General features: G+C 40.6%; 12 protein-coding genes. 5 read left to right on the plus strand and 7 right to left on the minus strand.

Annotated elements, in window-relative coordinates:
- The first annotated feature begins 107 nt into the window (after positions 1-107).
- Positions 108-902, plus strand: coding sequence for a cation efflux transmembrane domain-containing protein (locus NY014_RS01285; RefSeq protein ID WP_259412720.1), 795 nt, complete (start codon positions 108-110; stop codon positions 900-902).
- A gap of 323 nt (positions 903-1,225) precedes the next feature.
- Here NY014_RS01285 and NY014_RS01290 read toward each other — a convergent pair whose 3' ends face one another.
- Positions 1,226-1,696 (minus strand): heme-binding domain-containing protein, encoded by a 471-nt coding sequence (locus tag NY014_RS01290; protein ID WP_259412721.1) that lies wholly within the window; start codon positions 1,694-1,696, stop codon positions 1,226-1,228.
- 5 nt (positions 1,697-1,701) lie between these two features.
- Complete coding sequence (locus tag NY014_RS01295) at positions 1,702-2,088, minus strand: heme-binding domain-containing protein (RefSeq protein WP_259412722.1); 387 nt, start codon at positions 2,086-2,088, stop codon at positions 1,702-1,704.
- Positions 2,089-2,414: 326 nt separating this feature from the next.
- On the opposite strand from NY014_RS01295, the gene NY014_RS01300 reads away from it, so the two are divergent.
- Genes NY014_RS01300 through NY014_RS01310 form a run of 3 tightly spaced genes read left to right on the plus strand, consistent with a single transcriptional unit; the run spans position 2,415 to position 4,925 of the window.
- Positions 2,415-3,188 carry an MlaE family ABC transporter permease gene (locus tag NY014_RS01300; RefSeq protein WP_259414117.1) on the plus strand — a complete coding sequence of 258 codons (774 nt, stop codon included), beginning with the start codon at positions 2,415-2,417 and terminating at the stop codon, positions 3,186-3,188.
- 10 nt (positions 3,189-3,198) lie between these two features.
- Positions 3,199-3,939 (plus strand): ABC transporter ATP-binding protein, encoded by a 741-nt coding sequence (locus NY014_RS01305; RefSeq protein WP_259412723.1) that lies wholly within the window; start codon positions 3,199-3,201, stop codon positions 3,937-3,939.
- Positions 3,936-4,925 carry an MlaD family protein gene (locus NY014_RS01310; protein ID WP_259412724.1) on the plus strand — a complete coding sequence of 330 codons (990 nt, stop codon included), beginning with the start codon at positions 3,936-3,938 and terminating at the stop codon, positions 4,923-4,925. The genes NY014_RS01305 and NY014_RS01310 overlap by 4 nt, the downstream gene beginning before the upstream one ends.
- A gap of 293 nt (positions 4,926-5,218) precedes the next feature.
- Here the strand turns inward: NY014_RS01310 and NY014_RS01315 are convergent, their stop codons facing one another.
- Both NY014_RS01315 and NY014_RS01320 read right to left on the minus strand, forming a co-directional pair.
- Positions 5,219-5,605: a hypothetical protein gene (locus NY014_RS01315; protein ID WP_135069594.1), complete on the minus strand. Its 387-nt coding sequence runs from the start codon at positions 5,603-5,605 to the stop codon at positions 5,219-5,221.
- Between the two features lie 194 nt (positions 5,606-5,799).
- Positions 5,800-9,030 carry a S41 family peptidase gene (locus NY014_RS01320; protein WP_259412725.1) on the minus strand — a complete coding sequence of 1,077 codons (3,231 nt, stop codon included), beginning with the start codon at positions 9,028-9,030 and terminating at the stop codon, positions 5,800-5,802.
- A gap of 212 nt (positions 9,031-9,242) precedes the next feature.
- Between NY014_RS01320 and NY014_RS01325 the strand changes: the two genes are divergently transcribed.
- A complete protein-coding gene (locus NY014_RS01325; protein WP_259412726.1) occupies positions 9,243-10,808 on the plus strand; it encodes a sulfatase family protein in 1,566 nt (521 codons plus the stop codon).
- A gap of 28 nt (positions 10,809-10,836) precedes the next feature.
- Here the strand turns inward: NY014_RS01325 and NY014_RS01330 are convergent, their stop codons facing one another.
- From NY014_RS01330 to NY014_RS01340, 3 genes are all read right to left on the minus strand, one after another.
- The gene (locus NY014_RS01330; RefSeq protein ID WP_259412727.1) at positions 10,837-12,393 is read right to left on the minus strand and encodes a glycoside hydrolase family 99-like domain-containing protein; all 1,557 of its coding nucleotides are present in this window, start codon (positions 12,391-12,393) and stop codon (positions 10,837-10,839) included.
- 149 nt (positions 12,394-12,542) lie between these two features.
- Positions 12,543-15,311, minus strand: a complete 2,769-nt coding sequence (locus tag NY014_RS01335; RefSeq protein ID WP_259412728.1) for a carboxypeptidase-like regulatory domain-containing protein — start codon at positions 15,309-15,311, stop codon at positions 12,543-12,545.
- Between the two features lie 92 nt (positions 15,312-15,403).
- A complete protein-coding gene (locus NY014_RS01340) occupies positions 15,404-16,405 on the minus strand; it encodes a DUF6515 family protein (protein ID WP_259412729.1) in 1,002 nt (333 codons plus the stop codon).
- Between the last annotated feature and the right edge of the window lie 4 nt (positions 16,406-16,409).

The raw sequence follows: 16,409 nt of genomic DNA on the forward strand, positions 1-16,409 counted from the left end.
CAAGAATTTGGGAGCTTTTTTCTTTATTTTTCGAATATCTTGGTTCTTCATGCCTGCTCTAGCTACTTTCGCATTAGAATCAAATCTCTAGAATAAATCCCTGTTTGATGGAGAAAAGTGTGTTCCATATTTCCCAAATGGATTGTCCTTCCGAGGAGAATTTGATCCAAATGAAACTGGATGGAATTGAAGGGATTAAAAATTTGGATTTTGATATTCCTAAAAGGACATTAACTGTATTTCATGAAGGAAATATTGAAGCCATCGAAAAGGCAATTTTGGATTTGAAATTGGGAGGGGATTTGGTTTCTACCGAGGAGATTGCTCATCAGGATTTTCAAAAGAATGCCCGGCAGCGCAAACTCCTTTGGACAGTTTTAGCCATCAATTTTGGGTTTTTTCTGATAGAAATCATCACGGGGTTCATTTCCAAATCCATGGGTTTGACAGCAGATAGCTTGGATATGCTAGCAGACTCTTTTGTGTATGGGATCAGTTTGTATGCTGTAGGAGGAACCTTAATTCGGAAGAAAAAGATTGCCAAAATTGCGGGATATTTCCAGATCTTTTTGGCTGTATTTGGATTCTTGGAGGTGTTGAGAAGGTTTTTCTTGGTAGATCAACTTCCGAATTTCAATACGATGATCATTATCTCATTCCTGTCTTTTTTAGCGAATGGATACTGTCTCTACCTTTTGCAAAAATCCAAGAGCAAGGATGAGGTTCATATGAAAGCCAGCATGATTTTTACTTCCAATGATGTCATTATCAATTTAGGAGTTATTGTCGCGGGCTTGTTGGTTCATTGGTTGGATTCCAATAAACCGGATTTGGTAATAGGTACCATAGTTTTTGTCCTAGTTATCCAAGGAGCCCGAAGAATTTTGAAGTTGGGGGAGTAGTGAAGCTTTTTTAGTCGACAGTCGACAGTCAACGGTCCATGGTCAATAGTCCATAGACCATGGTCCATAGATTGATGAATATGAGCCTCCAATACGGTTCTTCAAAAAAGAAGAAAAGATTGAGCTGTTTAGGCATTATAAAAATTTTGTAAAAGTCCGTATTCCTCCTTTTTAAAGTTGATTGAGGATACAAAATACCAAATAGGTATTCTCCTATTTCTTTTGTCTATAATCTATTGACTATTAATTATTTACTATCGACTATGGGCCATGGACTAACAACTAACAACCATGGACCGTCAACCGTGGACTGTTGGCAAAATTCATTCAATAGTCTCAGCGATCTCGTCCATCGTTCGCTCAGCCCATTCCATTAGAGCCTGTCGCTCTGAATCTTCCAAATTTGCATCCCAATGAACCCATGTATAAATGGGAAGAGGCATTTCTTCTTCCTCAACTTCTCCATAGATATCATCCAAAATAGCCAATTGATCGAGCGGGTCGTAATTTCCCCATTCAGAGAAATTGAGTTCCTCCCGTCCTTCCCGAATATCTTTTGCCACCAACCAGGAAAAGGGAGCAACATGGGAATACCAGGGATACTTGGTCTGATTACTATGGCAATCATAACAGGCTTTCTTGATGACTACTGAGATTTCCTCCTCCATCCAAGGACTTTCATGAATATCCGCTGGATTTTCAGGCTCAATAGCTGGTAATTCGTTGGGAACGAGCTGAATAGCGATTAAAACTATCAATAGCCCAATCCCAACATATTTCCAAAATTTTGACATGGATTTTATTTTTTCTTACCAGAACTCCAAGCTAAAAGTGTGGCTTTTTCTTCATCTGTTAATTTGCCTTCTGGCTTTCGCTCTAAGAATTTTTCCGGTGGCATTTCATCCCCTTCTAAAACTTCGGTGATTTTTTTCATGGTTGCGAGAGCCTTTCCTTTTTTCGCCGACTCCAATTCATCCCAGTCTAATTTCTCCTTTCCTTTTTCATTTTTGGACTCTGCATTGTGGCATCCGTAGCATTTTTGCTGAACTACAGCCATTACATCTTCGGGAATTGCCGGAGCTTCATCATTGAGTTCCGGTTGAATAGGGGTATCAGTTTTTGGCATAGCCTGTAGAAAAATAATCAGGGCAAAACCGAAGGCAGAAAATAAGAATAGTTTTTTCATAGTTAATAGAGATTTGCTTGAATTTTAGTTTGATTAATTATACGAATACGAAATAAAAAATGGTCTTTTAATTTAAATATTTCTATAAAATTCTGAAAATATGGGATAGACGCAAAATAATCAGGATAAATATGGATTAACTTCGCTTGATTTTTAACAGAATGGTGAAAAGAGGAGGCTTTTTTTGGGAAGAGGGGAAGATTTTGAATGAGTTAAATGGTGGCTTTACTCATTACCTAATAAACTGACAATTATCATCTTTTTACTTGAGTTTCTTCTACCGAATTTCTCTGGAAGATGAGGAAATTAGAATAAGAGAAATTCGTATGGCTCTATTGGATAAAATAAACAATCCCTTCTTCCAAGAGGTCGGAGATCTTGCCCGGTTTACAGGTCGCTTCTTTCGGGAAGTGGTCAAACCTAAGCAAGAGTGGGAGGAATTTATAAATCAGTGCTATTGGATTGGGTATAAAACGTTCTCACTCGTTGGCATTACTGCCTTTATAATGGGGCTTGTTCTTACAATTCAAACTAGACCAACTTTATTAGAGTTCGGTGCAGAGTCTTTTATTCCATCCATGGTTTCATTGGCTTTGGTTCGGGAAATAGCGCCTGTGATTACGGCTTTAATATGTGCTGGTAAAATTGGTTCAGGAATTGGTGCTGAGCTCGGATCTATGCGTGTAACCGAGCAAATTGATGCCATGGAAGTTTCGGGAACCAACCCATTTAAATATTTGGTGGTGACCCGGGTTTTGGCATCTACCGTGATGGTACCCATCCTTTCTAGTTTGGCTATTGCTATTTCCATTTATGGGGGCTATTTGGGGGTCAATTTGAAAGGAGATGTGAATTGGTCTTTGTATTGGTATCAGGCATACGATGCCTTAATTTATGGGGATTTTATTCCTTCCATGGTTAAGACCATTTTCTTCGGTTTTGCGATCGGGATTGTGGGAACGTATAAGGGATATAATTCCCAGAAAGGAACAGAGGGAGTAGGTAGATCAGCAACTACAGCTGTGATTGTTGCTTCCTTGTTGGTGTTTATTTTGGATTTGGTGGCAGTTCAGATTGCCGATGTTTTGGGTTTGACTTAAGAAAGAGAAAGTGGAAAAGCCCATCATCAAAGTCTCCAACCTTAATAAATCATTTGGAAGCAATCATGTATTGCGCGATTTTTCCCTTTCCTTGTTTGAGGGGGAGAATTTGGTGATCCTGGGTAAGTCAGGATCTGGAAAGTCGGTTTTGATAAAATGTATTATCCGTCTAATCGACCCTGAGTCGGGCGAAATAGTCATTTTGGATCAAGATATCAGTTTATTGGATCAGGACGAAATGGATTTGCTTCGTGCGGATGTAGGCTTTCTTTTTCAAAGTAATGCCTTGTATGATTCCATGACTGTCCGTCAAAATTTGGAATTTCCATTGCGTAGGCACTGGACGAAAGAGGAGCGGGCAGAAAAAGCAGAAGCTGCTGTATTGCAAGCCCTGGAAGATGTCGGACTTTCCCACACCATTGACATGATGCCTGCGGAATTATCAGGAGGGATGCGCAAAAGGATCGCTTTAGCGAGGACGCTGATTTTGAAGCCAAAGGTGATTTTATATGATGAGCCTACTACGGGTTTAGATCCAATAACTAGTAGGGAAATCAATGAATTGATGCTCAGCATTCAAAAAAAATATAAAACAGCGGCAATCATAATTTCGCATGATATGAACTGTATTCGGATGACTGGAAACCGGGTCATCATGCTGATTGATGGAAAAAATTATGCAGAGGGAAGTTTTGATGAACTATTAAAAAACACAGATCCCAAAGTCAGGGATTTCTTTGAGGGATTATGAAAAACGAGAAGCAAATATCAAATGCTAAATTGGGTGCCTTGGTACTCGCGGGACTGATGTTCCTGGTATTTTCACTATACATGATTGGAAAAAACCAGAATATCTGGGGAACTTCCATGAGTGTATATGTTGAATTGAACGATGTAAATGGCTTATTGACTGGCAATAATGTGCGGTATAAGGGGATGACCGTAGGGACTGTGAGTGATATTGATTTTTTGGACGAAGAGATAATTCGCGTAAGGCTTCTAATCCACAAATCCATGGCTCCTTATATTCAAAATAACTCCAAAACTACTATCAATACAGATGGCCTGATGGGTAATAAGATTATCGAAATTCATCCGCAAGAGGAAATAGCTCCACCTATTCAGGAAGGGGATGTGCTCTATCCTTTGGAGCAGGTATCCTCAGAGGATATGCTTCGTCAGCTGAATTCCTCAGGTGGATATTTGGAAACTACCCTGAAGAATTTGGCCCAGATCTCAGAAAAATTAAATGAAAATGAGAATTTCTGGAAAATGATTTCAGATACACTACTTGTTGAAGAGTTAAAAGGAACAATTCGATCTTTTACAAGAGCTGGAAATCAGGCTACCCAAATGGCTCAGGCTGGTAAGGAATTATTGGAAAATATTCAAAGTGGAGATGGTTTGGCGGCTTCCCTGATTTCCGATTCGGTGATGACTCAAAATTTTGAGCGAACGCTAAGCCAAATGGAGCAAACTACTCTTGAAGCCAAGGAATTAATGATGAATGTAAATCAGATTTTAGAAGAGGTGCAAAGGGGAGAAGGGACTGCTGGGTTGATTTTAGAGGACTCTTTATTCCGGGCGACATTGATGCAGACCTTGATCAATTTGGAAAATAGCTCGGATAATTTCAATACAAATATGGAAGCCCTCCGTTCCAATTTTCTTTTCCGGAAATACTTTAAAAAGCTAGAAAAGGAACAGAAAAAGGCAGAGAAAGAAAATAAGAAATAGAATTTAAAAAGGATACCTGAACCTATGTGGCCTATGTGGTGCTCAAGTGTTCTGAGTAAAATTTTCAACTATTTCATGTTTTTTTCTTGATAGGGTGGGACATCTTTTATTTGAATAATCTTGGATCCATAAATGCCTAGATTTATTCAATGTTCCCTATGTTTCTATGTGGTTTTTAATCTTTTTTATCAAAAGAAAAAGCCAAGCTACCTCTTTAGCTCAAATCACTTAGGACTTGAATTGAGAAGAAACTTGGCTATTGGATCTTACTTTCGGTAAGACTTTTTCTTAAATCAGAATGCTAATGCTGCTAAACCCAGCTTGGATTTGAGAGGATTTATTCCTTTTAAAATTTGACCGGTGTATTTTTTCACCAGGTCATTTCCCAGTAAATCCATCAAAAATTTGGTTCGCTTATCCTTTAAACCCAGGATGCTTGCTTTCTTATCATCATCAGAACCTGAGCCGCCTGTGATTTTCATCAATTCGTCCACAAAGCTTTTATTGTTTGTTTTGAGTTTCGATTCCTGATCAGAGTTTAATCCCAAGCCCTTGGTATTGTCCAGAATGTCCAAAACCTGTGAAGAAAGATCCATTTTTGGAAGTTTGACCTGTGCTTCAGCCTGAAAAGAAAAGAAAAATAGACCAACGATTGCGAGTAAGAATAATTTAGATTTCATAAGAGTTAGATTAAAATTGAAATGGAAGTTAATAAAATGAGATTGAATTAACAGAAAGCATTTGTTCAAAAAACTTGAATTTGGATGATTTAATGCACTTCATAGGCCTTTTTGTTTCATCCTTGGGTGTATATATTAAAATTAAAAAAACTGCCGAAAAATGAATCTCGGCAGTTTTTTTGACTTTGGCATTCTTAATTATCCTTTTTAGGTCTAAAGTATCTGATCGGAGCAGCAGGTTCAGGTTTGAGTTCCACTCCTTCTGTTTTCAAAAGCTCCAAGGCTTCTTTTACCGCTCGTTCCAATTGGGGATCTTTTCCGGCAACTACCTCAGCTGGGGTTTGCTCTACAGGAATATCCGGAGAGATACCAACTCCTTCCACTGCCCACTCACCATTAATATCATAGAATCCGCCTCTAGGAGCTACCATTCGACCTCCGTCCACAAAAGGAGGGGTGTCCCAGGTTCCTACTAATCCTCCCCATGTTTTCGTACCAATCAAAGGTCCTATTTTCATTTTATTGAATAAGTAGGGAAGTAAGTCCCCTCCGGAACCTGCTCGGCCATTGATCAACATGACCTTAGGGCCCCAAATTCCAGACATAGGAGTGGTAAAAGGTTTATGGTCATTTGCCCTGGAATTGAAATAGCCATGTAATTCTCTGGCCATGATATCGACCATGTAATCAGCTGCAGAACCTCCTCCATTATTTCGTTCGTCAATAACAGCACCTTTCTTGTCCTGCTGTGCAAAGTAGTATCGGTTGAAGAAAGTATAGCCTGGCTGACCTGTGTTTGGAAGGTAGACATAGGCTAACTTTCCACCTGAAAGTTCATCTACTTTTCTTCTATTTCCTTCCACCCAACCCATCAAACGTAATTGGTTTTCATTTGTCACAGGAAGTGTAGCAATCATCCGAGCTCCGTCCATTCCAGGTTTACTGTTCAAGTGAATGGTGGTGTATTGATTGGCAGTTCCTTCCAAATATTTATATAGGTTGGTATTTGGTTTTATTTCTTTACCATTGATAGCCACGATATACTCTCCAACTTTTGCTTGATTGCTGGGATGGGAGAGTGGTGCTCTTAGGTTTGGATTCCAGGATTCTCCTGTATAGATTTTTTTGATTCTAAAATTTCCATTCACCACTTCAAAATCGGCACCCAATAAGCCAATAGGAACTCGCTCGATATCTGGAAAGTCTCCTCCCCGAGTATAGGAGTGTCCGACGGCAACTTCTCCACCAAGAATATCAATGATGTAATTCATGTCTGTTCGATGTCTGACATGGGCTACCCAAGGCTTGTACCATTCATAAATCTCATCCCACGGAGCTCCATGGACATTATCGACATACAAAAAGTCCCGCTGATAGCGCCAGCCTTCCCGGTAGATTTGCTGCCATTCTTCCTGCGGATTGACTTTAATTTTCATGGAAGCAATTGCTTTTAAAGCCCCATCTCCTGGTTTTTTAGAGCCTCCATTTGTATCCACAATTCCCCAAGTAGAACCGCTTCGATAGAGGAGTGATTTTCGATCTTTTGAAACAACTACCTCATTGACCCGAGAAAGAAAATCATCGGCCTTCCTTTTTTTGAAATCATACTTTTTCAAAGCGGTTCCTTCGTTTGGAATACTCTCCATGAAGAAGACCGTTCCTTCAGGTCCAGGAGCTAAACCCGTATAATTTCTTGCAGGAATATCCACAGCAATTATTCGATCCATGATTCCAGAAGCTGTGACTTGAACCATCTTGTTCTCTTCAGACTTCTTGTCCTCTCCAGACATGTTCGTTCCCTCATCACTTTGAGGTAAGAGCGGTGATTTGTCATTTTCATTCAAAATGGTCAAATAAAGGCTGCGAGTTACCGGTCTATCATAGCTGCTCATATCCAGCCAACCTGTATTCAGGCCGAAATCCGTGCTTGCCAAGTAATAGAGATACATACCGCTATCATCCCAAGCAGGAGAAATGGCATCTGCCAAGGCATCGGTTACTTGGATTTTTTCTCCTGTTTCTACCTGATAAATGAAAATGGATTTATACTGATTATCCATTAATCGGGAATATGCAATCCATTTTCCGTCAGGAGACCAAACTGGATTCATACTCCGATTCGGATGAGCATAGCGATCTGTTTCGACGATTTTAGCGCTACCACTTTCCACGTTCACTACCCATATATTGTAATCGGTATCCGTAAATGCGAGATGATTTCCATCTGGAGACCATTCGGGTTTGAAGAAGAAACTAGGATCAGGAATGGCAATGGTTTTTTCGATTTTGGTACCGGTTTGATCGGAAATCACCAACTGATATTCTCCACTTTCATCCGAGAAATAAGCGATTTTTTCTCCGTCTGGAGACCAAGCGGGTGCGCGTTCAGCTGAAGCAGAGGAATTGGTGATATTTCTTCCAGCGCCATTTTCTTTGGGAATGGTGATGATTTCACCTCTAAATTCAAACACAGCCCGATTGCCATTTGGAGCTAATTGAGGATTTTGGAGCTGATTAGCAGAAACATCCACCCATCGCTCTCTGGCCCAGAAGAAGTCTCCTTTGACTTCAATGGGAACTTGCTTTAGCGATCCATCAGAAGGATTATACAAGTGAAGGTAACCTCCTTGTTCCAAAACAATGGCGTCCGGTCCGGCATCTATGGTTTTGATATCGAAATCTTTGAGAAAAGTTTCTTGTTTTTCCTGTCCGGTAGCCGGGTCAAATGACCAAAGGTTAGCTAAATAATCCCTCTCGGAAATGTAATATACCTTATTACCCAACCAAACTGGATCGGTATGTCGCTCTCCGTCCAATTGAGGAGTCATTTTTAAGTCAAGACTTTTCAAGTCTACTATCCATATGGGTTTTGCCTGTCCACCCCGATGGTTTCGCCATTCAGGATCCCAAAAAGAAATTTGTTGATAGGCGATATGGGAACCGTCAGGAGATATTTCTCCATTTACAGCCCGTGGAATTACCAAAGGTTGAGGCATTCCTCCTGTAAGAGGAATCTCGTAAAACTTGGACTCTTGGGTTGGATGACTTTCTCTTCCAGATGAGAAGATGACTTTGCTTCCATCGGCCGACCATCCTGTAACTAGATCATTTCCAGGATGCCAAGTCAGTCGTTTCGGTTCGCCTCCTTCAGAAGGAATGAGGTAAACGTCCACATTGCCATCATATTCACCGGTAAAGGCAATGTGTTTTCCATCGGGAGAAAAATGGGGAAGGCTTTCCTCTCCTTCATTGGAAGTAAGCCGAATGGCCTGACCGCCGTTTCGGGAGACTTTCCAAAGATCGTTTGCATAGACAAATACAATCTCATTTTGACTTAGACTTGGTTGCCTAAGTAGCTGGGTTCCTTGTCCCCAAGCGGAGAAAATCAAACCTCCGGCAAGGAAGAAAGTAATGAGTTTTTTCATGCTCAATTGATTTGGGTTTGATTAAAAATAGGGGAAAAATTCCTTCATCGCTAACCGATCATGTAGTTAGCAATCTTGGGTTTCAAATTTGCTTCAATTGCTTTACCTAAAAGTTCTTGGTTTTTGAAAAAATAAAGGGATTAGCTATTCTTTTCCTTTTTCGGCAAATTGATTAGTAATCGTATTCCTTATTCGCTCTATCTAATTTTCTTATGAAAAAACCGCATATCCAACTACTCATTTCCCTAATGGGTTTGCTTCTCCAATTTTCTTGTCAATCCAATTCTGATGATGTAAAAAATCAAACCGAGGCCAAAAAACCGAATATTGTTATCATCTACATGGATGACTTGGGATATGGGGATGTAAGTGCTTATCAAGCGGGGACTTTGAATACTCCCAATATGGATCAACTTTTCAATGAAGGAATCCGCTTTACCAATGGCTATGCTTCATCTGCTACCTGTACTCCAAGTCGCTATGCATTGCTGACGGGTGTCTATCCTTGGCGAAATAAAAATGCTAAAATTCTTCCAGGAACAGCTCCTTTATTGATCGATACGGCGCAATATACTCTTCCAAAAATGCTTCAGGAAAACGGCTACAGCACAGGGATTGTGGGAAAATGGCATTTAGGATTGGGCTTAGGGAATGTAGATTGGAATCAGGAAATCAAGCCGGGACCCAATCAGGTTGGCTTTGATTACTCTTATATTTTAGCTGCTACGCAAGACCGCGTTCCTACGGTTTATATCGAAAATGGGAGAGTAGTAGGCCTTGATTCAAAGGACCCAATCGAAGTGAATTATCAGGAGAATTTCCCCGGTGAGCCTACTGCTCTTTCTAATCCAGAAATGCTAGAAATGAAGTGGCATCATGGTCATAATAACAGCATTGTCAATGGAATTCCTCGAATTGGTTTCATGAAAGGTGGGGATGCGGCAAAATGGAGTGATGTGGATATGGCGGACCATTTTCTCGAAAAAGCACGACTTTTTGTGGATGAGCATGCTAATTCTGACAAGCCTTTTTTCTTGTATTATGCCATGCAGCAACCGCATGTACCCCGAACCCCTCATCCTCGGTTTGTAGGGAAATCAGGGATGGGACCTCGTGGAGATGTGATTTTGGAAGCTGATTGGGTGGTAGGAGAGTTTATGAAAACTTTGGAAGAAGCAGGAATTCTAGAAAATACCCTGATAATTTTCAGTAGCGACAACGGCCCAGTGATCAATGATGGGTATTTTGATGATTCAGTTGAAAAGCTGGGTGACCATACTCCATGGGGACCTTTGCGTGGAGGAAAATACAGTTTATTTGAGGCAGGCACCCGAGTGCCTTTTGCTGTATTTTGGAAAGGAACAATTCAACCACAAGTTTCAGATGCTTTGGTGACTCAGATTGATTTGATGGCCTCTATAGGTGCATTAGTGGGAGCGACTATTCATTCCAATGACAGCCAAAATCTACTTAATACCTTTTTGGGGAAAAGTCAGGAAGGACGATCCGAGTTTGTTTTGGAGGCTACGAGCAGAACAGCTTTTCGACAGGGAGATTGGGTAATGATTCCTCCATATCCGGGACCCGAGGTATTGGGAAATGTAAATATCGAAATGGGGAATTCCTCCGACTATCAACTTTACAATCTCAAGGAGGATATTGGACAGCAAAACAACCTCGCTAACTCTAATCCTGAGAAGCTACAGGAAATGATTCAAAAATATGAAGCCATCCGCAATCAGGAAGATATGGAGGTAGAACAGGTGGAGCTAAAATAAGCTTCTTGTGTTTATTTAACCGGCTCTCTTATTTCCCAAAAACTTCCTGTATGGCTTCTAAATAATCAAATCCATGACCTTCAGTAGGCTCAATGTAGTTGCCTTCTAAATATTCATTCCAACAGCAAATCATAACTGTATTTCCATTTGAGGATCGGTATTTTCTTGATACCTCTACAGCATCGCGAAGTTTATCCCGAAAAGTGGATTTGGTGCTGTGAACTCGGTCTTTATAGGGTTCAGATGGAAATCCTGTCTGCTGCGGCCATGTGCCACCTGCCGGTCGCATATCCCAACCCATAGCGACTGGCACCTGATATTCGAAATTTGGGTCGTTCTTGAATTTTTCTGACCACATATTCCAATGGCCTCGATACGTTTCCCGCATATCCGCATAGGATCGGTTATCTTTTTCCATAAAATTGTGGTATACATAAGCTGTCATCCCTTCAAATCCCATGGATTTTAATCTGGGAACATACTCCTGTAAAAGAAGCCGTTTTTGGTAATTTCCGCCTTCCCAAGGGCGATTTGGATTATTGGCTTTCCATTGGGTGGGAAGGCCATAAGCACGCTCTCGTTCTAGCATGGGACCAGCTGTAACCGCGATGAATTTAATTCCGGGGAGCTTTGCCTTTTTAGCTGTTGCCTGAGAAAGATCAAGTAAATCCTTCAGCGTCAAACCATAATAGGCCGCTCTGGATTCAGCATCTTGTGGGAAATAAAAATAGACAATGGGCCTTCCGTCCTTGTCCTTCAGATAATCTCCCCGCTTAAAGTATTGGTCTATCCAAAGCTGCGTGATTTTTTCATGGACTTTCAGATAAAGCTCTTTATCCGGTTTTTCTCCTGGATAATTTGCCTTTCGGGCAAGTTCATCAGGAGAGCCAACCTTCAGCCACAACATCCACCGCTCATGACTATCATCACACCAGTTAATGGCAAACTTCATTTGCTTTTCCTCGGGTAGTTTGGCATTTTCTGCAAGCAAAACTTCCAGTTGATCTCCCCATTCCACCAAACCTGGTACCGCTACTCGACCATCTCGATTGGGATCGATTTTCCATCCCTCGGGATAATAGATTTTTGATTGAGGACCAAAATATAAATGGTAATAATAATGCCTTCCAAAGAACCAGTCATAGGCAAAAAAATCAATCCCATATTCCTTCATGTATTGCAGTTGTTTTCTGGCAACTTCCGGATCGGTTCGCTTGTAAAAGCCTTTCAATTCTTTAATGGGCTTCCGATCCAAATAAGGGCCTTCATAAGGATATCTTCTATTATAAATTCTTCCACGAGGTCCCCAAATTCCGGTATTTTGAAGGCTAGCGCAATTTTTTGGATCCTGAAGGCAAGACCAAAAACTGTCTCGATCTACATTGGGGTCAGGGGAGGTGTTCCATGAAGGCATGAAATAAACGCCTACCAATTCATCCTCTGAATTTTGATTTACAAAAGATGGAATAATTGGTGCATTTCCGAATCCAGCTTGAAAGGTTTTAAAAGAGCTTGACTTTTCTTGGCATCCGAAAAGAAGTAAAACCACAAAAGCTGCATTGAAAAGTTTTCTAAAAGTCTTCATTTGTAATTTTTTTAATTGGCAAAAATGATTTCAATAAAAACCTGGATTAGATTCATGATTTAACCTTAATAAAGATTTTTATTTTTATCGATGAAGTCAAATTTGGGTTAGTAAACTTGCTTAAATTGAGTGAATTAGGGAGTTTTTTCCTATTTGATATCAAATCCTAAAACTCGATAAAAAGCCTCGCCATCCTCTGTAACTCCCTCAACTCTCAGATTTATTTTCTTGATTCCATAGGGAACAGGAATTTTAATTTTCAATGATCCTTCTTCAGTTTCGGCTAAGGGATCCCAATAAATCGTAGCTTTTTTGCTTAAGTATTGATCTTGTGGAGGACTTGTGGGGAATTCAGGAAAAGTAGAAAATCCTTTGATGGGAAAAATCTGGAAGCTTTCTGGATTGAACTTTTGTTCACTTTCAGCTTCTCGTCGGTATCCATTTTTTGTTTCAATCATAATGACTCCAGCATAGCCTGCCAATCCGAAGATTACATTGGAAATATTGTCATTATACACCTTGATGGATTTCAGCTGGGAAGGTTCAAAACCTAACAAAATTTCCCGGAAAGCTTGTGGCTCTAAAAATGAAAATTGTCTGCCATCAATGATCAAAAGGGGTGAACCTGTGGTTTCACCGAAAGTGTAATTTCTAAATTTCAGGGTGTTAATATTGAAGCGTAAAAGACCCAAAATCTCCGCCATGGTTTTGCTTTCAAGATCATTAGGCCCCACTTCTTGATTTGGTTCACCATAGCCGTAATTCCGTTCAGCAGAAGGTTCTAGATTTATTTCGCCTTCTTTTATAAACTCATCCAACTGAATGTAATCCCCACTAATGTCCAAGAAGCTTTCTTGTTCTTCAGGGACTCTTTGAGTGGAATATTTTTGTTTGGGAAAAGAACCCCGAAAAATCGGTGATTGAAAAGGAATTAATTCTATCCTACCGAGCGGTTTTAATTTTTCATCAAGGGCCGCTATGGCAATCTGAGATGAATCTTGAAAGTTCAAACCAGTGGCCCAGAATCTTCCCGAAGAATCGGAATTAACCCTTCCATAATCTTCCAAATCACCTAGGACTAAGGTTATTTTCTCGGCGAGTGGACCTTTTTTCTTGAAGGGAAAAAACCTACCATAGACCGAAATTCCATAGTCAATAGAATTGGGAAGTTGGCTGTCAAATGTTTCCGGTAAATTATCATCCAGCCAATCCATGGCATTTTCAAGTCTATATTTAGAATCCAATTCGACGGGGATAGATCCTTCAGTTGCAGAAAGGATAACTTGTGCCTCAACAGGATTTTCAAAAGCATCTAAAAATGATAATTCCAGATCTAGCAATTGATAGTTGATCGAATCCTGCAGACTGGAATTACTTTTTATTAGTATGTCTCCAAAAAGTACTTCTTCTTCCAATTCTGAGTTTTCCAATAGTTCATTGGTAGATAGGATAGGAAAGGGCAATTGAATGATGTCTTTTTCAAGAAAATTCAATCCCCATCGGGTATAGGCCCTAAGTAGATAATCTCCCTTTGATAAGGTGTCTGACAATTCAATTCCTCCTGAAATTCTCCCATCGACAATTGGAAATCTGTCCTGACGAATTGTTTCCAGTTTGGAATTCAACAAATCAATATAGATTATCCTACTTAAGCTGTCTTGAAGCGGAGGGTTTTGATAAAGCATTTTTCCTCCTAGCCAGAGTGTCTCTCCAGGATAGTAAAAGGGTTTATTGAGGGTGAGCCAAGGTTTTTCCCTCATTTTATCTAGCTTCAAATAACGACTTTGCAAGGCTTCCAATTCCTCTTTGAAATCGGCAAAACTCTCGTCTGGCACAAAGTCCAATGGCAAGGATCTCGCTAATCTTTGCCTTCCTATATAGCCAGAAAGCACTAATTGAGCGGGATGAATAAGCGTACCGTTTCGATCCACATCAAAATAGCCTGAGGGAGCAATCAGCCAGGAAATCGCGTGATAAATCTCTGAATAGTAATCATTTCGCCAGGGTTTGTTCAGGTGATGAACTTCAATTTTCCCAGGGAGAAAAATTCGGTAACTCCCATTTCCCAGAGGCTTAGAATACAAGGAGTCGATTTCCAAGGGGATAATGGATTCACCAACTTCTACCGAAAAATTATTGGTTCTAGCTCGGAAACCTGTTTCCGGTTTGACCAAATACAATTCAAAACCTTGGCTTTGGGGATTGCGAAGAAGAAGAGAAAGAGCCAAGTGCCGAACCGAGTTTTTGTAATTCAATTCCTTGTTGACTTTCCAAAGACTGTCTGTTTCGGGGTCTTCCGGTTCCAATTCTTGGTAATAAGCTTGACCGAAAAAACGTGATGCATTTCGGAGCATTCGGAAGTCTTGGAGATAAAAATCAATTTGATAGCCCATTGCCTTGTTGACGATTTTAAGGGGCAAGTCAGCTGTCGCTTGCGTGTAATTAAATCCCTTTTCGGGTTTGACTTTCTCGAATTCCAAGACCCATGGATTTAACAATTCAATATCCCTACCATACGGATCGTCTGGAACTGCCAGAAAAACGTCTGTGAATAATTTCAGATTTCTTTCCCAAGACCTATCCCGTTTCGCTTTCAATTCAACTTCAGAAAGTTGGTCTTCCAAAAATTCCAAGTCAAAAGCCTGATAATAGAGTTGTTTTCCTTTTCGCTGAATGAGAATGCTAGATGTCTTATATCCAACGAAGGAAGCAACTAATTCAAATTCTTCTGGAATTTCTCCTTTGATTTCAAACTCTCCCTTTTCATTTGTTGCTGCGCCAAAGGTGGAGTTATTGATGAATACATTTGCGTAAGGAAGGGGTAAGCCAGTTCCTTTTTCTCGAACAACACCTGTGATGGTTTGGGATTGGGACCAATAACTGGAAAAAATAAATATGGCAAACAGAAATTTGCGCATGTAGGTTACAGGGTTAAGTAAAAAAGGAAGCTACCATTTTTTACCCCTTTTCCCAAAAATCAAATTCTAAATGGTTTCGTAAATCGGTGGATTTAACCTTCCTCTTCTACCTGCACAATTTCATACATGTTTTTACCGTCTACCTCCACCGGCATATAGTAGGTATCACCATATTTCACAAAGGTTTGATCGCCTACCTTTACTTCTTCGGCGCCTTCGGGCAAATTAGATACTACTGACCCCGCGGGAGGAGGGACCACAGTGTAAGTTCCATCTTTCTGTTCGTAGAATGTTCCACCGTAGTAATAATTGTTGATTGTTGGGCTCACTTCTACTACTTCTGATTCCTTTGGAATGACTTTCACCGTTGCTCCTTGCGGTGCTTCCACTACCACATAGCCTCCATCAGACTCCACATAAAAGACACCTTCATCGTAGTGATAGTCTTGATTGTCGATAGAAACTACAATAGCTGTGACAGCAAGAGTGGCCACAAAAAAGCCCCAAGGATGCCAAACGGGTCCCCAATAGAAAGGGGTGAAGGGATGATAATAGTAGGGCCGATACCAGGAAAACCCAAAACCTCCCCACATATAAGGAGGTCTCGGGTAGGGGCGATAAGGGGGGCGATAAGCAACGTTCCTCTGATTCCTGATTACCGTGTTTCTACTATTATCAATGTTAATGTTGACGTCTCCTCTGCTTTTATCGACGTTTACTCGATTGTTGGAATTTCGGTCTCCTGTCCTAATTGAATTACTTCGATCATTACTTATGTTTCCGACTTTGCTTTCTACTCGGCTGGAATTGGTAGCTCTTTGGGAACCTCCATTCAAAGATCCACCTTGTCTCGTATTTCCTTGACCTAGATTGCTGTTTCGGGAAGAAGCTGAAGGCCTTGTTCTGCTTGGTGTGGATGTCATTTGTCTTGTGGAGGTCGGTCGACTTGCGGTAGGTCTAGCTGATGCAGGTCGGCTTGCAGCAGGTCTGGCAGCTGGTTTTCTTCCAGCCATTCGCTGAGATATTCCTTCTTCCGGCACATAGAGAAGGACCAAAAATGCGGAAAAAAAGATGAAAAGATTGAGCTTCTTCATGAGG

Origin of the sequence: Algoriphagus limi, from assembly GCF_024919275.1 — a bacterium.
GTDB classification, from domain to species: domain Bacteria; phylum Bacteroidota; class Bacteroidia; order Cytophagales; family Cyclobacteriaceae; genus Algoriphagus; species Algoriphagus limi.